At 46.5% G+C, this 24,630-nt stretch carries 14 protein-coding genes; 6 read left to right on the top strand and 8 right to left on the bottom strand.

Annotated elements, in window-relative coordinates; all coding sequences use genetic code 11:
- Window positions 1–155: 155 nt before the first annotated feature.
- The 3 genes from ACQ4M5_RS22745 to ACQ4M5_RS22735 form a co-directional block, all read right to left on the bottom strand.
- The gene (locus ACQ4M5_RS22745) at window positions 156–1,280 is read right to left on the bottom strand and encodes an ABC transporter ATP-binding protein (protein WP_430677965.1); all 1,125 of its coding nucleotides are present in this window, start codon (window positions 1,278–1,280) and stop codon (window positions 156–158) included.
- 12 nt (window positions 1,281–1,292) lie between these two features.
- Window positions 1,293–3,029 (bottom strand): ABC transporter permease, encoded by a 1,737-nt coding sequence (locus ACQ4M5_RS22740; protein WP_430677964.1) that lies wholly within the window; start codon window positions 3,027–3,029, stop codon window positions 1,293–1,295.
- Window positions 3,030–3,507: 478 nt separating this feature from the next.
- Complete coding sequence (locus ACQ4M5_RS22735) at window positions 3,508–4,626, bottom strand: ABC transporter substrate-binding protein (protein ID WP_430677963.1); 1,119 nt, start codon at window positions 4,624–4,626, stop codon at window positions 3,508–3,510.
- 580 nt (window positions 4,627–5,206) lie between these two features.
- Between ACQ4M5_RS22735 and ACQ4M5_RS22730 the strand changes: the two genes are divergently transcribed.
- A complete protein-coding gene (locus ACQ4M5_RS22730) occupies window positions 5,207–8,065 on the top strand; it encodes a hybrid sensor histidine kinase/response regulator (protein WP_430677962.1) in 2,859 nt (952 codons plus the stop codon).
- Between the two features lie 425 nt (window positions 8,066–8,490).
- On the opposite strand, the gene ACQ4M5_RS22725 is transcribed toward ACQ4M5_RS22730, so the two are convergent.
- The gene (locus ACQ4M5_RS22725) at window positions 8,491–9,534 is read right to left on the bottom strand and encodes a D-alanine--D-alanine ligase family protein (RefSeq protein WP_430677961.1); all 1,044 of its coding nucleotides are present in this window, start codon (window positions 9,532–9,534) and stop codon (window positions 8,491–8,493) included.
- A gap of 164 nt (window positions 9,535–9,698) precedes the next feature.
- On the opposite strand from ACQ4M5_RS22725, the gene ACQ4M5_RS22720 reads away from it, so the two are divergent.
- Together ACQ4M5_RS22720 and ACQ4M5_RS22715 are read left to right on the top strand one after the other, a co-directional pair.
- Window positions 9,699–9,944 carry a winged helix-turn-helix domain-containing protein gene (locus ACQ4M5_RS22720; RefSeq protein WP_430677960.1) on the top strand — a complete coding sequence of 82 codons (246 nt, stop codon included), beginning with the start codon at window positions 9,699–9,701 and terminating at the stop codon, window positions 9,942–9,944.
- Between the two features lie 142 nt (window positions 9,945–10,086).
- Window positions 10,087–10,500, top strand: coding sequence for a hypothetical protein (locus ACQ4M5_RS22715; RefSeq protein ID WP_430677959.1), 414 nt, complete (start codon window positions 10,087–10,089; stop codon window positions 10,498–10,500).
- 122 nt (window positions 10,501–10,622) lie between these two features.
- Here the strand turns inward: ACQ4M5_RS22715 and ACQ4M5_RS22710 are convergent, their stop codons facing one another.
- Together ACQ4M5_RS22710 and ACQ4M5_RS22705 are read right to left on the bottom strand one after the other, a co-directional pair.
- The gene (locus ACQ4M5_RS22710) at window positions 10,623–12,608 is read right to left on the bottom strand and encodes an NAD-binding protein (protein ID WP_430677958.1); all 1,986 of its coding nucleotides are present in this window, start codon (window positions 12,606–12,608) and stop codon (window positions 10,623–10,625) included.
- Window positions 12,609–12,922: 314 nt separating this feature from the next.
- The gene (locus tag ACQ4M5_RS22705; protein WP_430677957.1) at window positions 12,923–13,798 is read right to left on the bottom strand and encodes an esterase-like activity of phytase family protein; all 876 of its coding nucleotides are present in this window, start codon (window positions 13,796–13,798) and stop codon (window positions 12,923–12,925) included.
- A gap of 131 nt (window positions 13,799–13,929) precedes the next feature.
- On the opposite strand from ACQ4M5_RS22705, the gene ACQ4M5_RS22700 reads away from it, so the two are divergent.
- Window positions 13,930–14,756 (top strand): IS5 family transposase gene (locus ACQ4M5_RS22700; protein ID WP_430674732.1). Its coding sequence is split into 2 segments (ribosomal slippage): window positions 13,930–14,317 and window positions 14,317–14,756, totalling 828 coding nucleotides; the frame shifts between segments, so codons are not numbered across the junction.
- On the opposite strand, the gene ACQ4M5_RS22695 is transcribed toward ACQ4M5_RS22700, so the two are convergent.
- Both ACQ4M5_RS22695 and ACQ4M5_RS22690 read right to left on the bottom strand, forming a co-directional pair.
- On the bottom strand, window positions 14,707–17,496 hold the full coding sequence (locus ACQ4M5_RS22695) for a glycerophosphodiester phosphodiesterase family protein (protein WP_430677956.1): 2,790 nt from the start codon (window positions 17,494–17,496) through the stop codon (window positions 14,707–14,709). The genes ACQ4M5_RS22700 and ACQ4M5_RS22695 overlap by 50 nt on opposite strands.
- Window positions 17,497–17,565: 69 nt before the next feature.
- Complete coding sequence (locus tag ACQ4M5_RS22690) at window positions 17,566–21,609, bottom strand: phytase (protein ID WP_430677955.1); 4,044 nt, start codon at window positions 21,607–21,609, stop codon at window positions 17,566–17,568.
- A gap of 365 nt (window positions 21,610–21,974) precedes the next feature.
- On the opposite strand from ACQ4M5_RS22690, the gene ACQ4M5_RS22685 reads away from it, so the two are divergent.
- Window positions 21,975–22,313 (top strand): hypothetical protein, encoded by a 339-nt coding sequence (locus ACQ4M5_RS22685; RefSeq protein WP_430677954.1) that lies wholly within the window; start codon window positions 21,975–21,977, stop codon window positions 22,311–22,313.
- A gap of 499 nt (window positions 22,314–22,812) precedes the next feature.
- A complete protein-coding gene (locus ACQ4M5_RS22680) occupies window positions 22,813–24,516 on the top strand; it encodes an amino acid adenylation domain-containing protein (protein WP_430677953.1) in 1,704 nt (567 codons plus the stop codon).
- The last annotated feature ends 114 nt before the right edge of the window (window positions 24,517–24,630 follow it).

The raw sequence follows: 24,630 nt of genomic DNA, 5'->3' as shown, positions 1-24,630 counted from the left end.
ATCGCAGTCTTAGCCCACTTCAGTGGGGTTCCCTCCATTAGCCCGGAGATTCATTTCCGGGCGAAACAGCGGGTAAACGAACAGACGGGATTGCGGATAAACCAACGGGTGGAATTGTGAATGAACACACCAAAATTCACAAATTTAGCGCTCTTTCAGGCAGTCATCGCGAATTGGTTCGATCGTTCTGTCGATCGAGTCGTCATTGGCACAACTCGACAATGCTCTTTCGGAATCGAGAGATACATCTGATCGCCGACTTGATGCCGCACATTCGGAGGAGTAACCACACTCAAGCACACATCACTATTTGCAATCCGAACCTGATACTCTCGAAACTCTCCAAAGTAATCTTGATGTTCAACCGATGCAATAAAGCAATTCATCCGAATATCATCGGTTGGACACTCGATCGGATCAAGCACGATCGAATGCGGACGAACACTGAGTGCGACATCTTGCCCACTGCTCACTCCCGGAGCTAAATCGTCTGCTGCAATCAGTACACCTCCGACATCTACTTGCTGCGATCGCGTTAAGGTTCCCGGCAGAACATTACATCGCCCAATAAATCGCGCCACAAATTCAGTCGCAGGCGTTTCGTAGATTTCTTCGGGTGTTCCTGCTTGCTGAATTCGACCGTCGGACATGACTACAATGCGATCGGATAAGACTAATGCTTCTCCTTGATCGTGTGTGACATAAACGGTTGTCAGTCCCGTTTCATCATGAATTCGGCGAATCTCATTCCGCATTTCATCCCGCAAACTGGCATCTAAGTTTGACAACGGTTCATCGAGTAAGAGAATTTGCGGCTCAATCACGATCGCACGAGCTAAGGCGACTCGTTGTTGTTGTCCTCCCGAAAGTTGAGACGGATAGCGATCGGCAAGTCGATGCAAGTGAGTGATTTCGAGCGCTCTTGTGACTCTCGATCGAATCTCTGAACGGCTCATCTGTCGTAGTTCTAAACCAAAAGCAACGTTTTCAAACACAGTTTTGTGTGACCAAATTGCATAGCTTTGGAAAATCATTGACATATTGCGCCGCTCTGGTGGAACGGTTCGCTGCTTGGTTGAAATCGCCCGACCATCGACCAGAATTTGACCATCATCGGGAGAAACAAAGCCCGCTAACATTCGCAAAGTCGTCGTTTTCCCACAGCCTGAAGGACCCAAAAGCGCAATTAGTTCACCATCTGCAACATCTAAATTAATGCGATCGACGGCTGTGTTCTGACCGAAGTACTTAGTCAGATTGTCCAATGTAATGGATGCCATGATAGTTACCTTCTAAGATTTTTCCAGCATGAAATCTTCACCGAGCAGGCGATACGCTACTCCAACTGCACCAAAGACTAGCACCAACATCACGACACCTAATGCCGCAACTCGCTCAAAGCTACCTTCGGTTACTAAATCAAACAACACAGTCGCCATCACCTGTGTATTGTTACTAAACAAGAGAATGGCACAGCTTAATTCCCGCACTGACAAGATAAAGACGAGAATGAATCCCCCAATCAAGCCGCGTTTGACTAAGGGCACTGTAATCTGTTGCACAGTCTGAATCTGTGTTGCACCTAAGTTTCGAGCGGCAAGCTCCATTTCAGGATTGATGCTTTTGAAGATGTCGCTTGCATTAGAAAACGCGATCGGGACAAATCGAGTCGTATACGCCACAATCAAAATCAATCCGGTTCCGAATAGTACGATCGGCGGACGAGAATAAGCCGCAAAGATACCAACTGCAATCACAATACCCGGAATTGCTAACGGAATCATCGGCAGAAATCCAAGGATGCGCCAACCTTTGACGAGTCGGTGCGTCACAATGTATGCGATCGCAATTCCAACAACCATCGCGAACAATGCCGCAGCAGCAGAATAGGTCAAGGTGTTGATAATTGACAATCTAGTAAATGGCAATCGGAACAAGACATCTTGATACCATTGCAGAGTTAGATTCGAGAGCGCAAACGGTTGTCCCCAAGCTTTCGACAGCGATGTTCTAAGCAACATATAAAATGGCAAGAACAGAGACAGCGTGGATACGAATAGGCAGAATCCGAGGAACGCCCAACGCCAATGTCCTACATCAATTAACCGTTTGCGTCCACCTTTTCCAGTCAGAGTGGTATAGCCTTTATTGGCTAACAATCGCCGCTGTACCCACAACAGAACCAGCGTGATCACAATCAGCGACATTGAGAATGCAGAAGCTAACTCAACATTTGGCGGGAACTGGAACTGTTGCCAAATCTCGGTTGTGATGATCGGAACTCTAGCGGGAACTAGGATCAGAGTCGGAGAACCGAAAAGCGCGATCGCTTCGAGGAACGAGAGCAAGAACCCCGACAAAATCGAAGGTAACACTAACGGTAAAGTGATCCGAAACATCGTTGTGAACTTTCCAGCACCGAGAATTGTAGCTGCATCTTCTAGCTCAGAAGAGACAAATTCTAGTGCAGAACTGGTGAGCAAAAACGCATACGGATAGCTATAAATGCCCACGACAAAGATCGCGCCCCACATCGAATAGATGTTTAACGGACCTTGAGCCGCTCCTGTAATGCTGACAAATACACGATTTAGCCAACCCGAATTAGGAGCCGCTAACAGAATCCAAGCAATCCCACCTAAGAAATGCGGAGTTGTGAACGCAACTAACAATAACGTTCGCAGTAAACCTCGTGCGGGAATGTTTGTACGAGTAATCATCCACGCCATCGGAACCCCGATCGCGACACTCATTATCCCAGTGCCAGTTGCCAAAATCAGCGAGTTACCTACCGCTTGGAGCAATCGCGAACTCTGAAACACTTTGAGATAGTTTTGCAGCGTAAAGCCACCCACTTGGGGAACAGACAGACTCCGCACAATCAGCCAGAACACGGGCAATCCGATCAGCACAATCAGAATACCAATCATCACTGCCCAAAAGATTGGGGAAAAGTTCCATTTGCCTTTGAGTTTGCCGATTTTGCGAGGTGGCGAACCTGGCGCAAGGCTTGTTACTGGATTTGTCAACGTCGATCGCTCCTTTTTTTCTCAAGGTTTTCAGAGTCTAAGTTTGAAAAGTAATCGTTTATCGCCTCAATCGCCCCTCGAATGGAATTCGGGGCTATCGGAACAAAGTCTGTTGAAACAGACTGAAGAGGATATGACGACTGGCTTTCAGTCCCCTTTAGTGGACTTTCTCCGATAGACCGTGATTTCTAATCACGGGCGGAACGCAATTGCAGTGAAGCATCTTTCTATACTTTTCAAACATCCTCGAATAAGAGAATGTCTTGAAACCAACTCATTCATCGCATTCACCCGCCCGGAAATGAATCTCCGGGCTAATCGGGGGAAGCCCACTAAACTGGGCTAAGAACTTCGTATTGTGTTCTGAGTCCGCTTTAGCGGAGTTTCCTCTATTAGCCCGGAGATTGATCTCCGGGCGGACTCACAACGCAGCAAAGCCGCTTTCATCCTGTTCAATCCCTCTTCTAAGCGTCAAATTCTAAGCACCAAATTTGTCGCGCCATTTGTTCCGAATATTAGGAATCCCCGCTTGAATCTGTGCAGGAGTCGGAATAATCGGACTCATCTCGCCGATCGTTTTTGCACCCGCGACTTTGACATCTGCTCTCAACGGTTGCTCATTGTATTTTGCCACCAGTTCTGCATATTCCTGGCTCATGAGGAAGTTCATGAACAATCGAGCCGCATTCGGTCGAGGCGCATCTTTGAGAATGCCGATCGGTCCCACAACAATCACCGATCCTTCGTTTGGATAGACGATATCAACTGGGTTGCCTTTGGCTTTTGCGGTTAGAGTTTGCCCTAGAGTCACAATCCCGATCGCACGTTCACCAGAGACGACATCCGACACGGCATCGTTAATCGATCGACCTAATTTCGGATTCAATTGATTGAACTGCGGGAAATAATTGTCCCAGCCAAATTTCTGATCCATCGCCAAAGCCCAAGTTCCGACTTGTCCACTCGCAACCCCGCTTCCGGTTGCAACTTGGTCTTTGTACTTCGGATCGAGCAAGTCTTTCCAGCCTTTCGGGGCTTGATCGGCTTTGATCTTTTGCGTGTTGTAGCCAATCACGATCGGGATTAGTGCCCCAGTTTGATAGAGATTTTCAGGGTTCAAATTGCGGAATTCAGGCAACATTTGATCCTTGCCAACAGGCTCATACTGTGAAAGTTTGCCTTCGGATTGGAGTTGCAGCATTTGACCCATATCGGTTGTCCCAAAGACATCGCAATTCTTCACGCCCGATTGCATTTCCTGATTCAATTGTTGAAACAAAGTACCAGCAACTTTACGAGTTCCTTCAAACTGAATCCCTGGGTATTTCTTAGTAAATGCTGCACCAATTTCATTCACAATATCTTGATTAAAGAAAACAGTGTAATAAACTAATTTTCCTTCTTTTTTCGCTGCTTCATAGAGTGCAGATTCGTTATTTCCGTCCACGACAGGTTGAACGGTTGCGCCAGAAGTTGAGCTTCCTGATTGGGCTGTGGTATCAGAAGCACATCCTTTGAGTACCGTTGTCGCTAATGCCGTCGATCCAGCAATTAGAATGAATTTCCGGCGTGAAAGTCTCGAAAACAAGTCGTCCATAATGCAAAACTCTCAGAAACAGGTTGAATTCGATCGCACAATTTTCCCTCAAGTTGTTCAAACAAAACTTTAGGGTTCAAAACTGATTGAAGTTAAGAAATGATCAGCATAGGAATGACTGCAATTCATCGACGAATTTCTATCGATTAGGAATTAAGAATTGCAATCTTTCCAATATTCAGTAGTGTACAGAAAGTTTTAATCATTACAGCAACTTACACACTTCTAAACAATAGAATTTATCAATACCAAGAGTAAGCAGACCAAAAGATATAACAAAATGAATGAATGGAATAGGATGCAGTCGATTGAGGTTTTTGTTTAGAGGGTGTTTGAAAAGCAATGGTTCATCGCATTTGAAAAGCAATCGTTCATCGCATTCACCCGCCCGGAAATGAATCTCCGGGCTAATCGTGGGAAGCCCACTAAACTGGGCTAAGAACTCCGTATGCCTCTCTTAGCCCGCTTCAGCGGGGTTTCCTCCATTAGCCCGGAGATTAATCTCCGGGCGAACTCGCAACGCAGCAAAGCCGCTTCTTATCCTTCTCAAACGTTCTCTTAGCTCAACGCCTCTCATCCCTTGCAATATCTATCTAAAGAGCGATCGAGCGCGATCGCATTTGATGTTATATCTATCCTGAGAAATACCGCTTCCGTCGTCATGTCCATTCGATCGCCGTCTGTCTTTCATCAATTGCTCCAAAAAATTCGGCAATGGATCGGATTGACTGTCCCTGAGCAACCTTCTCCTTCTCGGCAGATTCTAGATGTTCTAGAAAGCATTTCTGATGCATTCTTTTCGCTCGATCGCGATTGGCACTTTACCTACGTGAATACGCAAGCGACACGAGTATTAAATCGTTCTAAAGAAAAACTCATTGGAAAAACGATTTGGGAAGTGTTCCCCGAAGCTTCAGAGACTGCCTTTGGTCAGGAATATCGTCGAGCGATCGCTGAACAAGTCACAGTACACATCGAATCGTTTTACCCACCACTGAATGCTTGGTTTGCAGTCCGAGCTTATCCGATCGAGTCTGGGCTTGCCGTGTACTTTCAAGATGTCACGCAGCAAAAAACAGAACAAGCCGCTTTCCAAGAACAACAACAAACTTCACAGCGTCGAAGAGCAGAAATCGAAGCGATCTACACCACTGCTCCCGTAGGATTGTGCTTTAACGATACTGAACTTCGCTATGTTCGGATCAATCAGCAATTAGCAGAAATCAATGGTGCATCCGTTGAGCAACACATTGGGCGGACGGTGCGAGAATTGCTTCCAGAACTGGCAGATCAGATAGAACCGCTCTATCAGCAAGTGATTGATTCAGGAGAGCCACTGGTTAACTTAGAAGTGACCGGAACGAATCCAGCACAGCCTGGAGTGATGCGAACCTGGCTATCAAGCTACTATCCACTCAAAGATGAGGTCGATCGCATTTTAGGTGTGAATGTGGTCGTGCAGGAAATCACTGAACTGAAAGCACAAGAAGCCGAACGCCAACAAGCAGCCGAAGCGCTAAAACGATCCGAAGAACGGTATCGATCGCTGTTTAACTCGATCGATGAAGGCTTTGCTGTGATTGAAATATTATTCGATAACACAGGCAAAGGAGTTGACTATCGTTTTCTAGAAATTAACCAGCAGTTTGAACAACAAACAGGACTTAAAGATGCGATCGGCAAAACTGTTCGCGAACTGGTTCCAGGCATTGAAAGCTTTTGGGTTGAAACTTATAGTACCGTTGCTCTCACTGGGCAACCTGTTCGGTTTGAAAATGTTGCCGAAGAGATGAATCGCTGGTTTGATGTCTATGCGTTTCGATTTGAGAAGCCAGAAAAAAACAAAGTTGCAATCCTATTTCGAGATGTCACCGATCGCAAACGCACCGAAGAAGAACTGCGCCAAAAGAATGCCATTCTCAATGTGATTAATGAATCGACTCCTACTCCGATTTTTGTCAAAGACCGCGAAGGACGAATTATCTATGCGAATCCAGCCACATTGACAGTATTTGGAAAGCCTGAGTCTGAAGTGATTGGATTTTCCGACCCGGAGATCTTCCCATGCGAATCAAATCGCGCTGTCGCAGAGAACGACCAGCGCATCATGGAAACGGGGCAAACCGAAATCGTTGAGGAATCTCCAGACGGAATTCGGACATTTCTTGGCGCGAAAGTCCCCTATCGTAACGAAGCGGGAGAAGTCATTGGTCTAATTGGCATCGCGAGTGACATTACAGAGCGGGTGCAGTTTGAACGAGAGCGCGATCGCATTTTGCAACAGGAACAAGCGGCGCGAGAATCTGCCGAAAAAGCAAACCGAATCAAAGACGAATTTCTTGCAGTGCTGTCTCATGAACTAAGAACGCCGCTAAATCCAATCTTAGGTTGGATCAGATTGTTACAAACGGGTCGCTTAGATGCAGCAAGAACAACAGAGGCTCTAAGTACGATCGAGCGCAACGCTAAACTTCAAGTCCAACTGATTGATGATCTGCTCGATATTTCTCGAATCATTCGTGGCAAATTGTCGCTCAATCGAGAACCTACCAACGTTGCAACAGTCATTTCAGCCGCGACAGAAACGATGCGACTCGCTGCCGAAGCTAAACAAATCAAGCTAACCCTGGAGTTCGATCGGCAAGATTATTTTGTGTCTGGGGATGCTGGACGACTACAGCAAGTCTTCTGGAACTTGCTCTCGAATGCAGTCAAGTTCACTCCAGAGCAAGGACAAGTGACGATTCACCTGTCGCAAGTGAAGCAGCAAGTCCAAGTCCAAGTGATTGATACCGGGAAAGGGATTAGTCCTGAGTTCTTACCCTATTTGTTTGAATACTTTCGCCAAGAAGATGGTTCGATCACGCGGAAATTTGGCGGTTTAGGATTAGGTTTAGCGATCGCACGTCAAATCGTTGAACTTCACGGGGGAACGATCACCGTAGAGAGTCCTGGAGAAAACCAAGGGGCGACATTTACCGTTCGATTGCCTCTAATGCAAGCGATCCCACCTGATTCGCAACCTGCTTCATCAACGACTACAATTCCCAGTGATTCACCACTGAACGGCATTCGAGCGCTGGTGGTCGATGATGATCCAGACACCCGCGATTTTCTCAGCTTCCTACTCCAGACCAATGGCGCGATCGTGACTGTAGTGGAGTCTGCACTCCAAGCGATTCGCGCGATCGAACAATCGCCGCCTGATATTCTACTCAGTGATATTGGGATGCCAGAGATGGATGGCTATGCGTTGATTCGAGCGATTCGTACCTCAAAGCACCACTCGATTCCCGCGATCGCACTAACCGCTTACGCAGGAGAGAGCGATCGACAACAAGCATTAAAGGCGGGATTCCAACAGCATATTGCAAAGCCGATTGATCCAGATGCTACATTGTCGATCGTGCTGGAATTGGTCAACCTACGATCGGGCTAACGATTCGAGGCATGGCGAATGAATTCGCGCTTATACAATTCGCGCCTAGCAAAATGGTGTGTTGATGATGGTCTGTTGCTGCGATTCGGTCCGCCCGGAGGTAAACCGTCCGGGCTAATGGAGGAAAGGAGGCTGAAGCCCCATAAAAGTGCGAGTTCAGCCCACTTCAGTGGGGTTCCTTTCGATTAGGAGATTTCTACGAAAGAGCTTACCGCTTGAAAGACTGCCCTTCGGCTTCGCTCAGGGCGCGATCTCTAGCTGACTGAGCGAAGCCGAAGACAGCGGGTAATTTGTTTTCGATAAATCTCCTTAGCCCGGACGGTTTACCTCCGGGCGCAATGGCGGGTAAACAAACACGCCAGAATCTACGCACCCTAGACTTCGTTTGTTTAGCTGCAAATCACATTGGCTACGGCGCTAAACCATTACGTCTCCAGTGCAAGTTGAATTAATCGATCGACTAAATTCGGATAAGAAACACCCGATGCTTCCCACATCATCGGATACATACTGGTCGCGGTAAATCCAGGCAGTGTATTAATTTCATTGATCAACACTTCACCCGTCGATTCGACATAGAAAAAATCCACCCGACTTAATCCCGCTGCATCAACCGCATGAAACGCCTGCAATGCTCTTTCCTGAATCAAACTTGTAATTTCTGCTGGCAGTTGTGCGGGAATCACATGGCTCGATTTGCCTGCGGTGTACTTCGTTTCGTAATCGTAAAAGTCGCTATCAAAACGAATCTCACCAATTACAGAAGCCTTTGCTTGATCATTTCCCAACACTGCACATTCGACTTCTCTAGCAACCACTCCCGCCTCAACGATAATTCGTCGATCGTAGCTCGCAGCACTATCCAAAGCTGCTTCCAATTCTGCACGAGTTCGCACTTTCGAGATCCCAACGGACGATCCTAAGTTTGCAGGTTTGACAAAGCAGGGATAGCCTAGTTCAGCTTCAATACGATCGCACAATTTCGGAAACACACAAGGATTCGAGTACACTTCCGCTCGACTCACGCCCAAATACTTCACCTGCGGCAAGCCTGCTTGAGCGAATGCCATTTTCATCGCCAGCTTATCCATCCCAACCGAGGAACCCAACACACTAGAACCCACGAAGGGTTTTTGCATGAGCGTGAGCAAGCCTTGAATGGTTCCATCTTCGCCATTGGGACCATGTAGAATCGGGAACCAAACATCGACTTGCGCCGCCTCAGTTGGAAATTGCCAAAGATTCGTTGCGCTATCGTCACAGTCAATCGCTCCGGAGTCTAAGACCGATCGAGCAATATCGGGCGATCGCCATTCTCCATCCTTCTGAATATAAAACGGCATCAGGTCATATTTCTCCGCATTCGCCGGATCGCTGAGAGCTTGAGCAATCGATCGAGCCGACGCGATCGAGACTTCATGTTCGCCAGAACGCCCACCAAACAACAATCCAACTTTTAGCTTTGTCATGATCCTGTTCCCAATTTTCTTATGGACTTTAGACGATTTGGCGAACTCCGTCTAGAGGAAGTCCAAAAATTTGTGCGTTCCAGTATCGAGAATAAAGTGGGGAGTGGGGAGTGGGGAGAGAGCAAGTTTCCATTCCCTACTCCCTACTCCCCACTCCCTACTCTTTGCAACTCAGCACGATCAGTGAATCGTCACCGCTTCTTTGGGTTTACGAGTGGGAAGTTCACGATCGGATTTGCGCTTTAGCCCGATCGCAACGGCTTCTTTACCATCAGATTAGCTTTCCTTCAGGGCATTACCGGAAAACGGTCGATGTGCATGTTCGTTGGCTGCGCGAGAAACTAGAATCTGCTCCTAGCGATCCTCAGTACCTCAAAATGCTACGAGGCTTTGGCTACCGATTGGGATAGAAACTTCGCATCTACTCAATTTATTTATCTTTATTTCTGTAAATACAGTAATCTGTATTTACAGAAAACCTGAGATTGACGATCGTAAATTAGGTAAATTCAAGCTTGCGATCGTCAATCCCACTTCCCTGGAGATAAATTGATGGTCAACAAGAAAACTAAGTCCAAGGTACAGCCTGAACCAAATCCAGTTCCCCCTACACCAGAGCCTGCACTCTCTGAAAACAATGCAGAAGTTTCCCCCGCTATTGTGGATGAGAAGCCTGCTACTAAAGCAAAGTCCAGTCGTACCACTAAGAAGACTGAGATACCTCCGGTTGAGGCAGTGATTCCTCCTATTGCGGAGCCTGTTATTGCGGAGCCTGTTATTGTGGAGCCTGTGCCCCAGAAGTCGGACAAAAAAGCCGAAAAGGAGAAAGCAACGAAACTGAAACGGCTCACGTTGGATATTCCAAAACCCTTGCATAAAGCGATCAAAGCGCAAGCGGTAGAGGAAGGAATTCCGATGGTGGATATGTTGCGAACCTTGCTGGAAAACCATTACAGCAAACAATAGTTCAGCCTCTAACTTAAAGCAGATTCGCAACGTCTGAATGCCCTAGAGAGTGTTATGCACTTTTGCCACTACCTTTGCCACATCAATGGTGCATAACACTCTCTAGGCTCACCTTTTCCAATTTAGCGATCGACTGACTCCGAAACTAGCTCAGCACTTACTTGAACTCGCCTCAATTGAAGCACTAAGCGCTGCGCTTGATGCGGGTAAAGCAGAATTGGCAGTGTTGCAGGTAAAGTTTTCATCACCTGCGTTGCTGTCTCAATTTCACAGCCCGTAATTCGAGCGATCGCCATTGTTCCATCAAATTGCGCCTCCTGGGTCAGTGCTTTCATAACGCGCACACGCCAAGTTTTCGCTGCCATTCTCCCTTGTTCCACATGACGCAATCCAACCATCGTGGCAATCACGACTAAGCGATCGCCGTTTCTCAGCCGAAGGTCGCCCGGAGGCATCCACTGTTCTGGCTCTTGCACCGATTGATACAGAATAGGAACAATACCATAACCACTGCTAACTTCTGATAAAAGATGCCCCTGTAGTGTATCAGTTGCAGTGATTTGGTACGCCGTCACCAACACGGTTTGTTGATTCAAGCGAAACAAGTGCAGAATACTTTCACCAAATGCTGACGCTGCAAATGCCGCTGCTGATAATCGGTACGCACCCAGTACTCTAGCGTAGGGAAGTAACTGTCGAATACTGCTGCTAAAGCGCGGATCAAAGATGCGAATCACCAAGTTAAGATTTGGGTTCTGCTCACGTGCTGTCAATGCGATTTCTAAATTCGCGACTTCATCATCTGTGCAAACAATGATACTTCTAGCAGTTTGTAAGTTCGCTTTTGTTAAAACGTTAGTAAGTTTACCTGTTAACAATGGCATCTCAGGCAAAATCGTTGGTTCAAGTGCAGTGCTATGAATGCCCACGATAGGCTGCTTCATTTCCTGAAGTAGTGTTGCGATTCGCTGCCCAACTCGTCCAAGCCCAACAATCACAATATGATCCTCATTTGGAACAGTCGGACGACGCTTTAAGAGTTGAAACTTAGCAGTCAGCAAGCGTTCGGTTAAGAGAGCGTACAATACACCAACGAATGCCGTTCCTGCGATCGCAAGCACTAAACTAAAGATTCTCAATCCCCAAGGAATCGGTAGCTCTAGTTTGACTTGCCCAAATAAATCACCATAGCCGCCTAGAAGCAGGATTGCAGTGGTAAAGAACGCATCCTGAAGCGTGAGATTGGGATAGTTCCACCAAAACAGTAAAGTTCCTAATGATATCAGTAAGCTAAGGGTTACACTTGCAACGATTCCTACCTTTTGTGTCTGACTGCTATTCTGCCAAGCTTGTTGTAGTTCATGTTGAATATTTCGCTTTTGAAACAGACCTAAAAGCGTTGAAAAATCCAATTTCTGTTGGGATTTCTTACGTAATCTTTGCTGCGGTATCTCATCTACTTCAGCGTACACGATCGTATCTCCTGCACGAATCGTTTGATCTCGATCCCAGTCGCAGAAAGCGGCTCGATTGTAGCTCAAAACAGTGCGAGTCGAGTTGTTCAACTCATACAGTTTGCGGCGATCGCACCAGGCGTGATCAGGCGATATTTGTTCCTGAATAATCCGCACCAGTTGATGACCTAAACGGAATAAGCCAACTGTTTCTTGCCTCAATGCTGCTAGAGCAAATGCGGGTGCAGGCAGTTGAGTTGCTTCAAATGCGACAAAGTTACCCAACTGCTGCTCTAAGAGTTGATTTAGATTTTGCTGGTCGGAGCGGATGATGAGCCGCACAGTGGGATTAAGCGATCGAGCAGCAAACGCCGCCTGCACGTTAATGGTTTCACTGCTAGTTACCAGTAAAATCGCACGACATTGAGCAATTTTTGCTTTTTGTAGTACGTCCTGCTGCCGACAGTCTCCAATGATCATATCGTCTAACAAGGTGGGCAGTTCTGCTATTTCCCAAGTTTTGTCGATCGTTTCTTCGATCGCAATCACGCTCACGCCAAATTCCTTGAGATAGCGCACACACTGCTGTCCCAAACTGCCTAAACCGCAAACCAGAATGAATTCAGACGATCGAGGGCTAAATGAGGGTGACATACTCCTGTTTGCCAACTGGAAAACTGCCACCCCTAATATAAGCTGTTATTCGCCCTGTGAATTGTCGATCGTCCGCTTTCTGCAAAGATTAGCCTATCTAAGAGCATGTTTGAAAAGTATAGGAAGATGCTTCACTTCGATGCCATTTCGCCCGTGATTGGAAATCACGGTCTATCGGAACAAAGTCCACTGAAGGGGACTGAAAGCCAGTTACAGCAAACTCTTCAGTCTGTTTCAACAGACTTCGTTCCGATAGCCCCGAATTCTATTCGAGGGGCGATTGATGCGATGAACGGCTACTTTTCAAACACCCTCTAAGCAATAAGGGGGGTTGAACTGAGCATTGAGCCTGCTTGAATGTTAGATGAAGTTGTCAGTAATTCACTGCTACTCGCCGCACGAATCAAAGGATCATTGATAGTCGCACTCCTGTTTTGCACAAGTGAGAGCCGCCCAAATCCCAGCCCACTAGAACTTGCGATCGCAGTTTCACGATCGAGTCCCGCTGCACCGACTCGCGGATCTAGATTCAAAGGCTGATCGAGTTCCAAGAGAACAATCTCAGTATTGTCGATCGCAGGTGGACGACCGACGGAGAAAGGATAGTTGTTGTCATTGGCAACTAAGATTGTGTTTGCATCGATTACAAGCAGATCTTCGATCGTTTGAAACGGCATTCGATAGAGGGTACTACCGTCGCCGCTTAGATCGTTCGGGTCTTGGATGTTCAATAGATTGGCAACTTCTACCTTATCAACGAAGCCATTTGCATCTTGCTTAGAGAAGTCGATCTTGAAGACCTTCTTGAACTGTGCACTAGCAGCCTGACCATTATCACGCTCAATCACCAAGTACTCGTTCTCATTGACCACTGCTAAATCCCCGATCGCATAGCTAGGGTTATCTAGCTTGTAGTAACCCACCAAGCCGAGGAACTTACCTGCCGCTGGATCAAACTCATGAATCCGCAGTGTACCCGCTGGATCTCCGACGACGGTTCCTTCAAGTAAGGGATAGATACGGCTTTTGTCGGGATTGATTGCCATGCCCTCGAAGCCTTGAGAGCGGTTGAGGTTTGCCACAATCAAATCACCATAGTAAGGCTGGTTCGGGTCGTTCAGATAGGGTGTATTAAGGTTGCCATTGGGATTGGCATATCCACTGCCTGCTAGATAGTCGTTAACAATCACAGAACGTCCGGTACGAGAAAAGTCAGTGAAGAAACCATCGACACCTAAATCAATAGACCTCCTGCACGAATCCTGATCACAGATTTGAACTCCTGAAAAGAGGACTAGATGCCACTCAGGAGACTGATCAAATGTACGATCGCATTCAACACCTGCCACCAAAATCGTTCAAACGCAAGTGCGGAGTGAAGCGTGAAACCTTCGAGAAAATGGTTGAAATTCTCAAACCCAAGCTGATCCGAAAAGGCAAACGAGGCGGACAAGGCAAGTTTGGAGTCGAAGATCAACTCTTGATTGCGATGGAATATTGGCGCGAGTATCGGACTCAGTTCCACATCGGACAAAGTTGGGGGATTCATGAAACGACCGTGGGGCGCATTGTGCGGAAAGTTGAGAACAGTTTGATTCGGTCGGGCGAATTTCGGCTTCCGGGCAAGAAGGCGCTGCACTCGCCTGATGCAGGGTGGAACCTCCTGTTAGTTGATGTCAGCGAAAGTCCGATTGAACGTCCAAAAAAAAACAGCGACCTTACTACAGTGGTAAGCAAAAATGGCACACACTAAAAGCGCAAGTCGTCGTAGACTATTTCAGCGGTCAAATTGTCTGCACCGCATTTGGCAAAGGGCGCAAGCATGATTTCCGCTTGTTCAAGGACTCGCAGTTGCCGACCCAACTTGAGCAACTCTGGGTGGCAGACCGAGGCTATCAAGGCATCGCCAGACTTCATGCTTACAGTTGTACGCCCTACAAAAAATCGCGCAAGCGTCCGCTCTCCAAGCAAGAACGTCAGTTTAATCGACAATTAGCGCAAGTTCGTATCACGGTGGAGCATACCTTTCGCAAGTTGAAGATTTTTCGCATCTTATCGGAGCGCTACCGTAACCGTCGCAGGCGATTTGGGCTACGGTTCAACTTGATCGCAGGCTTGCTGAACTATGAGCTTGCTCATCCAATTTGATTCGTGCAGGAGGTCTAATGAACTGGCGGTATTCCGCAGTCGGATCGCCGTTGTAGCTATTAGGCAGGAAGAAGGATTCATTTCGCAGCGTGTAGACGTGAATGAATAATCCAGCGTCGTGAGCATCCTGAATCAAAGTCGTCGGTGTACCTGTGATGCGATCGCCATCACTAATTAAGCCATCACCATTCAGATCGTCTGCTTGACCATTGCTATCCCGATCGACAGTTGATAGCGGAACAATTCGCTGCTTATTGGGACCAATTCCAGTCGCATAAGTTGCAATCTCGGCTAGACCTGTTGGAGTTGATAGATCAGTGTAGGTGCGAGTGTCACCGCTGACGACAAAATCGAAAGGTCGTCCAGCACTGCCGAACAGTTGAATCAAAGGAATGTCCATACCCGCAGCAGGCATGATTGCATCGTTTAATTCCTTCAGATTGCTAACTTCAAATGACTGAATAAAGATGCGGCTCGGATCAGTGAAGTTAACATCTTGAAGCGTATCAATTAATAGTTGGCTCGTATTGAATCCTTGATCCAAAAAGAATGTTGGGTGTTTCGTTTCAGGATAGATGCCAATCTTGCGTCCGGTTTCTGTCTCGACTTGCTTAACTAGCTCGATCACTTCTGCCAGTGTCGGCACTTTTAAGCCGTCTTGATCAAAAGCAGTGCTTCTGAGGGCTGGAAGACGTTCGATCGCATTCAGTTGCTTCACTTCTGCGAGGGTGAAATCTTCAGCGAACCAACCGCCAATCAGATTGCCATCAAGCCGTTTTACCGTGAGTCGATCGACAAATTCGGGACGCAGGTAAACATCGGTGCTCGTATCGGTTGTGTTCAACACTGGATTGCCGTTTGCATCTCGTCGGATTGTGCCATCTGGGTTTAGTTGCACCACTGCTAACATCGGTTCGTGTCGAGCAATCAATACTCCATCTTTCGTGACGACCAAATCTGGCTCAATGAAATCGGCTCCATCAGCGATCGCTTTTTTATAAGCAGCAAGGGTATGTTCTGGACGATCGCCACTGGCTCCCCGATGTCCCAGAACCAGAGGGGTTTGACCATTCAGCGTGTTAAATTCAGGTTTGCTTAAAACATCCGGACTTTGAGGAGAACGCACAAACGCGCCCGTGATCTGATCGCGAACGAGATCCCCAGTGCCAGGAAAATCAGTAAAAAAGCCATCAACACCCAATTGAATGAACTGGCGGTATTCCAATTCAGGATTGTTGTTGTAGTTAGATGCTAAAAAGCGTCCTTCGTTGCGGAACGTGTAGGCGTGAACGAATAAGCCTTGCTGGTGAGCATCACCGATTAAGCTAGACGGCTCAAGTGTAATGCGATCGGCATCATTAATCACGCCATCATTGTTTAGATCATCAGCCTGACTATCATTGTTATTATCTACATTCTTCAGAGAGACGATCATGCGCTTCCAAGGACCAATGCCATCTGCATAAGTTGCAATTTCTGCTAAACCTGTGGGAGTTTGCAGATCAGCATAGGTGCGAGTGTCCCCATTGACCGCGAAATCAAACGGACGAGCATTCACATCCTGATACAGCAAAGAACCCGTGGTGTAGTCTACATCAAAGGCATCGAGCAATTGCACTAGAGGAATGTCCGTTTTGGTGTTCAGTTCTTGAAGATTGCTCACCTCAAACGACTGGATAAAGACGCGGCTTGGATCAGTAAAGCCTGTTCGCTCCAAAGTTTCTAACAGTGGCTCTTCTAACGACAGACCGAGTTGATCATGATAAGTTGGATGCTTTGTTTCAGGGTAAATCCCGATTTTCTTACCCGTTTCTGCCTCGACCTGTTTCACTAGATTGATCACGTCTTCGAGCGTTGGGATCTCGAATACACCATTAAAAGCCTGAGTGCGAAAGCTCTGAGGCATAATTGCTCTCAGTGTCTTGATTTCTTCAAGCGTGAAGTCAGAGGCGAAAAATTCATTTTCGTAAAGCACACCATCGATCGTGCCATTGCGACGACGATCGGCAAATTCAGGACGGCTCGCCACATCAGTCGTAGTGCCCAGAGTCGGCTCATGACGGGCAATCAGCACGCCATCTTTGGTCGAAACAAGATCAGGTTCAATGAAATCTGCACCCCGCAGAATCGCTAATCGATAAGCCTCGATCGTATGTTCTGGCAGTTCTCCACTTGCTCCCCGATGCCCGATTACCAGCGGTGCTTGCCCATTAAGCGTAGGAATGTTGAAATAGTTCGGCGTTGCGACAGGAGCGCTTAGAACTTCGCCTGTTGCGTTGGTATTGAACACAAAGGGACCGAATTCTTCTCCAAACCAGAGCGTTTCATCTTTCGCAATCACAAACGATTCGATGTCAAAATCGGCTCCGGTCAGAGTGCGATTGCTAGTTGCACCGTTCACAATCTCGAAGGGAATCTGACGATGTGGATCAGCGAGTTGAATCAAGTTTTCAAAGTTAATACTGAGTGTTCCATCGCCGTCCTTACCTCGAAAGCTTGGATCAACTGAGTACACGCGCAACAGGAAATCAGCACTGTTGTTCTTTGCACCGTAACCGTTATCAGGCATAAACCAGAATGTTGTCGGAGTCGCAAATTGAACGGCACTAAATCCCTGCACAGGTTGTCCAGGAAAGAGTCCGGTGCGTCCGTTTGCAGAAATACCCTGACCAGAATCAGGACCTGGAGCAAAGGTATCTGCGGGAAGCGATGCAAAGCCTTTCAGAATTGTGTTTGCCATAGTTCGGTAGATGATCAGTGAATGTGTTCTTTGTAATCGTTAGGGAAAGCTTGATCGATCGCAGTTCGCCTAAATGGTAAAAGGGCTGCTTGTGAGCGAACTTTGTGAATTAACAGCGACCTGAAGTTCATTGCTGTTGGCTGCACGAATCAAAGCCTGATTTAACGACAGCCCACTAGAAGAGTTGTTCGGATTTACCTCAAGTTGGCTCATGGTTACGGGGAGCTTCTGAGTCGTCGCATCAGTGTAATCGCCAAAGGTAGAACCCAACCAAGCTTCTACAGGCGCTACCGTTTTGAACTGTCCGACTGCTCGATCTCCTGCTGCATCCGTGACGCGATAAAAGTACAAAGTTCCAGAATGTAGATCAGATAAATCAACTTTGGCAGGTAGATAGGGATTAGCGATCGTGGCTGTTTTTGTACCTTCGATCGTGCTGAAATCTGCCAAAGTGGAATACTCAAAGGTAACAGTGCCTCGAAAATTGCTGCTAGCAAGTAGGACTGTCGAATTCTGGGTTGTATCACCGCTTGCAATTCCATTCAGTGACTCAACTTGTGGAGTGCGAGGATTGTAGCTCGTTGTATCGATCTCTAATGGATTCGGAAAGCTGTTAGCAATGTTTTCCCAAGGCACGAACTTAAAATTAGAATTGACATTCTCTAGTTCACCATCATCCTCAACTAGCACAGCCGGATCGTTAGAACCATCTTGCGTAACGAACAACCCAAAGGGAAAGTTAGCTCCTAGCGGGAGATTGATTACATCAGCTCCGTCCGATTCCTGTACACTGTCGATGCTGCCATTTGATCCCACCGCAAACCGTCCGAGGAACTGATTAAAGCCATCACGAGTGTAAACCGCAAAGGTATTGTCTCCTTGGCTAGAAGAGAGCAGATAGCCTGTTCCATTCTTGCCGTAGTAAATCGTGAGTCCTTCCACATCGTCGGTTAAGTTCGCTCCACCGAGTTCTTTGACTCGATCGATTAGAATTCCGCTATCGCCTCCATTCGGTTCTGCTTCATACTTCCAGATGCCGACATTCTCCTGCCCAATGTAGAGGAAGCCCGTTTCTTGGTCTACGACCATACCTTCGAGTTGGGAATCAGTATCAGCGGGAGCAGGAACCGTAAAGTTACGAACTCGATCGATTCCGATCGTGCCGTTTCCTCGATCGATGAGCTTATACTGTGCAACATCCCCAGTTTCGCGGCGGTTCACAAACACAAATGAATCACTGCTAACCGGACTGCGATACAAAGCAATTCCGTAAGCACTGCGCTCATCGGAAGAGTAAGGCGGCGCAAACGGTTCAGACTGAAATAATGTGCCAATGTTGCTATCTGTAATGTCTTCTAGATACTGACCATTAGTTGCATTCGGATTAATTTTGAAAATTGCTAACTTGTCGTTGTTGCGATCGGTTGCGATCGCAATATCTGTATGCACTCCACCTAGCTCGAAGTTGTATTGCAGATCCACATTGTTATAACGAATATCGCCCGGATTAATCGATTGCACCAGAGAACCGCCCAAGTCATACACTCGCAAACCACCATTTTTTACCGAAGTGACAACTAAGCTTTTTGCTGCATCGATCGCATTCACATAGATAGCAGGATCATCGGCATCTGACTCTTGAATATCGTCATCGAGCAAATCTGGACGAGTCTCAACTGTGGGCGTAGCCGTAGACAGGATTTCAGCATCCAAAGCAATGATTTGAGTGAACTGAGTTGGGCTGAAATTATTGTCACTGGTGATGATGAGAGACTGCCGACCATCCGGTAAACGAGAACCAAAACTAATACCTTCAATGTTATCGGTTCCAGTGGGTAGCTCTAGATCATCAAAGTTGAGTAACAATCGCTTCTGAACGGGTTGGATGTTTCCTAGAACTGCTTCACTTAAGTTATTCAGCGAATCATAGAAGCTGATATCTGTTGCACCTTGTAGACTGATTTCGTAGAGCTTGATTGTATTGCCTGTGTTGCCGGGAGTTCCGACTGCACCTGCGGAGAAGGAGCGTTCTAGAGCTAGGAATGTTCCTCGATCGTCGATCGCTAAAAGATCCACTAAACCATTCGTCGCGAAACCATTATCGGGATTGGGCGGCAAGGCAACCGGATCTGTAACATAGAGATATTCTTTCTCAGGTTGTCCACTAACGAGATTGTATTGCACAATCCGATTGCGGCTTCCAGTAGATAACGAGGCAACAGAACCATCCTGCACTAAAGCATTCTCTGTCGCAGTAAATAGAAAATTCTGATTTGGCGTAATCGTTAAGCTCTCAAACGCTAAATTATTTCGCACTCCAGATAGTTGAGTTTCTCCGACATCTAATAGCCCGTTGCCATTCGTATCTTGAATCACAGGCAGGAACTTAGCAGGAATTGGCAGGGCGCGAAGTTGTTGTCCAGTAGATAAATTGAATTCATTAATAAAAGGATTTAGCACTCGATTGGCACTAACTTCGCCTTCAGAGGAAACAAACACCGTCGAGTTTTTAGTTAAAGCAATGCCTTCTGGATCAAGCGTATTTGCTGCAAAGGGATTACCGTTTGCATCTTTCAATTGAGTTACATTAGTGAAATTCACATCGCCGCTATCCAGTTCGCCATCCTTTAGATCGATCGAGGCTGTGTAGAAGCGGGCATTTGAAGAGCGATCGTCAGAAATCGCATAGTATCGATCGTATGCAGAATCATAGGCGATTCCAGAAAGTCCACCCACAGCTACCGGAGTGCCATTAATGCTGCCTGCGGCTCCAGGTGGCGTAAATCCTGTAGGAAAAATTTCTTGTCCCGCGAATTCAGTTTCGATCGCAGTTCGTCCGCTCGGAGTTGCACCAATTTGCACATCGACAAAGACCTGCCGATGATCAGAACTAGGAAACCCATTCCACAGTGCAGGATTAAACGTTCCCACTAATGGAAAGAGCGGATCACTATCAAGCGTCCAAAATACGCCTGAATTCGCGATCGACAAATCGACCGAAGGCAACACATAATCCGCCCGCAGATTCCCCGGAGAACCATCAGCAAAATCTGCGGTATCAAAGGCAGGATTTCCCCGCTGAGTCAGATTACTTTGCCCTTGAAGTGTTGCCTGTTGCACAGCACCGGGACTCGTGGGAATAAAGTTCGTATTGATATTCGGATTTTGCAACAGTTGTAGAATTGCATTGCGATCGCCCACTCGAAACGCATCACCATCGAAAGCCTCGGCATTCTGGTCGCCCATGATCACAAAGCTAGAACCTGGTCGCAATCCTCCAGTCCTGCGCTGATCATCATAGATATAGTCACCCTCTCCAGGAGTCACATAATCTGCCCAAAAGCGAATCTCATCATGGTTCCGCTTGCCATTCCGGTCTTCAGTTCCATCAAAAACTGGAGGAGTTGGATGGCTTGCAAGTACATGAACTGTTCGACCGTCGATCGAAATTGGTACATCCCAATGGTTCTTAGAAGAAAGGCGCAAAATCGCCTGTTCCTCTGGTGTGTAGAACTCAGCAAGATTTTCTCTAACTGTTGTATCCGGGTTATCTACTGTCGGATCATTCGTCAGCAAGTTCCCTGGCATATCCTTCCAGAGAAATGTTTGAAACGTGCGAACATTCTGAGTATCGATCGGGTATTTCGACAGCAACACCATGCCAAACTGTCCTGGAAAATTCCCAAATCCAAACGCATCATCCCCATACCCTAGCGCACCAATCCCATCAGTAATCGCGGTGACAGCAGCACCATTATTGTTCAAGTCAAACCCTGTCGGAATTCCTGTATTAGAAGGTGCAATGTAGAAGTAGGGATAGTTAACCGGATCAGCACCATTTTGAGAAACCGATAAAAAGTTTTGCTGAAAGAGTTCGACTGCTCGTTCTGGATCAGGTGTGAAGAAATCAAATTCATTGATCAGCAATACATCGGGATTTGTGCATTGAATAATCTCCGCTACTGTTCTTGCCTGCTGTACTCTTACCGCTTGCGGCGTTGGCGTTCCTCGACTATCAGAAATCGCTGGATTGGAGAAATCATTGATAATTTGCCCTTCTGCGGCACGATTCAGCGACGCATTGAACTGGGAAAAACGAACAGTTTCAGACATAACTTTTCCAGGTGAATAACAGAACGGGGCTTTCTTGCTGTCTAGAAGAAATGAACTGTGATCAAGTTAGTCAGACGATTGAATCGCGATCGATGAATAGCAAAATTGTACAAAGCCAAAAAAGCAGAACAAAACGCAGCCCTTAAAGAAAAGGTGCAACGATCGAGAACAGAAGCGCTCCTAAAAGATTGCTCTTTGACCTAGGGAAAAGCTTTCCCTCAGTAGCAAGATATATCCTTCATAGAAATTCAGTCAGATTTCGGGCTACAGTTAGTCTGCCTCTTTATGCTCACTTGCTTGGAGGTTATCCCAGGATGTACCAGGACTCACCGACAGCACTCTAGCATCACCTTTCCCTTAGATTCATGTTCTCTGGAACACAGCAAGACCGAAAATTTGTGTATCAGTTCATTGAGAAGGAGCGCATCAAAGCGATGCAGCGATTGGCGAATGCGCCGGATCGTCAAACTTATCTCGCGCTTCAGCAAGAGATTGCTCAACAATTGAACATGACGGTGCGGAACGTGCAGCTTTTGATGAAAGCGTGGCAAACCGAGGGTGTCGATGGGATTTTGCGACGAGAACGATCGGGGAGAGCGGCGACTCGAAGATTGAACCAATTACATTCTGCAAACGTACCGTCAATTTTCAATCGCTATTTTATGCACTCTAGATGTCGATTAGCTTACAGCATTTATTTTTGATTCTAGCCCATCTTAAAAAGCTCCCAAATAGGCTCTATAGATTGCGATCTCAGATTGTGGTTAGCAAAGATCTAATCCTTCTCAAGCTTAAATAACTGAAAATATTATCTTGAATGAATCACTCTCAGTTAAGCACGAATTAAAAACGAAGTCTTCAACTTAACAGGATTAAAAGCGAGAAAATTGCTTTACCTCTACTCGTCTTGCGCTAACTTATCCGGTTTTGCTGCACATTATGAGAGCTTTAGAATTATCACTATGATTATCTCAAGAAGTACTTTGCTTTTGTCCTGATTGCTTCAAGTCATCAAGGGAATACTACAAGCAATCAGTAATATTATGTTCAGATGTTGCCCACTAGCATTTTACGCTGAATTCGCCCCCGTTGCTTTGCTCTCAGCTTAAGCAGATGTCTATGTGATTTGAAGGTGTCTCCACTTCATCATACCTGCCAAATTGCTCCTTCGATTTAGTCAGTTGCGATGCTAAGAATCATTGTATGAATTCAACCGTTTGTACTCAAAAATTTTCCTACGTCCACGATCTCTTTGAAGCACAAACTCAGAAAGATCCGGAGCGAATCGCTCTCATTTCTAGTTCTCAAACATGGAGCTATCAAACATTAAACGAACAAGCGAATCAACTTGCACACTACTTGCAAAAACAAGGCGTACAACCTGAAACATTGGTCGGTTTATATATCGAGCGATCGCCAGAGATGCTCATTGGGTTACTTGCTATCTTAAAGGCAGGAGGAGCCTATGTTCCGCTTGATCCAACCTATCCTAAAGAACGGATTGCTCTGATCCTAAATGACGCTCAAATTTCGGTTGTACTTACTCAAAAACAGTATGCTTCTGAGATTAGTTCAAACGGTGCAACAATCGTTTGTGTTGATACCGATCGCGCACTTTGGCAACAAGAATCTGCAAACTCTCCTACCACAACGCTGAACCCTGGAAATTTAGCTTATGTGATTTATACTTCTGGCTCAACTGGAATGCCCAAAGGTGTGATGATCGAGCATCATTCTCTTAGCAATTTTGTTGGTGCGATCGCAGATGCCTATCAAATCACCCCCACCGATCGAGTGCTTCAGTTTGCATCAATTAGCTTTGATGTTGCAATTGAAGAAATTTTTGTCACCCTAGCTCAAGGTGCAACCCTGGTTCTACGATCGCCTGAAATGCTGCGATCGATCCCAACTTTTCTCGAACAGTGCAACGCCTACCATATAACAGTGCTAAACATTCCAACAGCGTTTTGGCACAAAATCTGCGCTGAATTTCCATCTGTACAGCTTCCTGAGTGTGTTCGGCTTGTTGTGATCGGTAGCGAACGGGCACTTCCTCGCTGGCTTGAAGCCTGGAAGCAAAACGTGTCAAATCAAGTACGATTAGTGAATGCTTACGGTCCTACTGAAGCAACAGTCAGTACTACATGGTGCGATTTGAACACTGTGGAAGTTAATCACCGCGTCGTGCCCATCGGCAAGCCAATTAACAATGTTCAAGTTTACGTTCTAGACGAATCAGGTCAACCTATCTCTACTGATAAACCTGGAGAGCTTTATATCGCTGGAGCAGGACTTGCCAGAGGCTACCTTAATCGTCCTGAGTTGACTGCGACAAAGTTCATTCAACGGTGTATGCAGAATGATGTACTTGTCCGCCTTTATAAAACCGGAGATTGGGTTCGTTATCGAGAAGATGGTTATTTAGAATTTCTCGATCGCATTGACAATCAGGAAAAAATTCGCGGCTTTCGCATCGAGCTTGGTGAAATTGAAACGCTGCTTCATCAACATCCAGTCGTAAAAGATACGATTGTGATTGCGAGAGAAGAACATCCTGGTGATAAGCGTTTAGTGGCTTATGTTGTTGCCAACCCTGAAAAGATCTCGGACGACACGAATTCAGCGCTAGAACACGAGCAGCTTGCTCAGTGGCAAATGATTCATGATGACGATCAGAACAATCGTGTTAATGACCAATGGGAGCCTACGTTTAACATCAGTGGTTGGGCAAACAGTTACACAGGTGAGCTAATTTCAGACGAAGAAATGCAAGAATGGGTTGATTCTACAGTCGAACGTATCCTTGCATTGCAACCTAAGCGAGTGCTAGAAATTGGCTGTGGTACAGGACTTCTTTTATTTCGAGTTGCGCCTCAGTGTTTAGAGTATGTTGGCTTAGTGATGTAGAAAAGTCCTGAAACGATTAGTTTATCGAGAGTCTTATGTGAGACAAGAATAGCTTGGGCGGGGCAAATTGTGAGATGCTCAAGTTCCTACACCAAAGCAATCTTATGCAGTTGC

The sequence above is a fragment of the Leptolyngbya sp. AN10 genome, assembly GCF_050565645.1.
Lineage (GTDB): Bacteria > Cyanobacteriota > Cyanobacteriia > Leptolyngbyales > Leptolyngbyaceae > Leptolyngbya.
Note: the sequence above shows the minus strand (reverse complement) of the source record. Positions and strands in the feature narration are given on the sequence as shown.

Excerpts from the sequence above, each read along its gene's own strand:
- ACQ4M5_RS22710 (WP_430677958.1), bottom strand. The coding sequence starts at position 12,608 with ATGTCACCCTCATTTAGCCCTCGATCGTCTGAATTCATTCTGGTTTGC.
- ACQ4M5_RS22725 (WP_430677961.1), bottom strand. The coding sequence starts at position 9,534 with ATGACAAAGCTAAAAGTTGGATTGTTGTTTGGTGGGCGTTCTGGCGAA.
- ACQ4M5_RS22735 (WP_430677963.1), bottom strand. The coding sequence starts at position 4,626 with ATGGACGACTTGTTTTCGAGACTTTCACGCCGGAAATTCATTCTAATT.
- ACQ4M5_RS22715 (WP_430677959.1), top strand. The coding sequence starts at position 10,087 with ATGGTCAACAAGAAAACTAAGTCCAAGGTACAGCCTGAACCAAATCCA.
- ACQ4M5_RS22695 (WP_430677956.1), bottom strand. The coding sequence starts at position 17,496 with ATGGCAAACACAATTCTGAAAGGCTTTGCATCGCTTCCCGCAGATACC.
- ACQ4M5_RS22680 (WP_430677953.1), top strand. The coding sequence starts at position 22,813 with ATGAATTCAACCGTTTGTACTCAAAAATTTTCCTACGTCCACGATCTC.
- ACQ4M5_RS22685 (WP_430677954.1), top strand. The coding sequence starts at position 21,975 with ATGTTCTCTGGAACACAGCAAGACCGAAAATTTGTGTATCAGTTCATT.
- ACQ4M5_RS22745 (WP_430677965.1), bottom strand. The coding sequence starts at position 1,280 with ATGGCATCCATTACATTGGACAATCTGACTAAGTACTTCGGTCAGAAC.
- ACQ4M5_RS22690 (WP_430677955.1), bottom strand. The coding sequence starts at position 21,609 with ATGTCTGAAACTGTTCGTTTTTCCCAGTTCAATGCGTCGCTGAATCGT.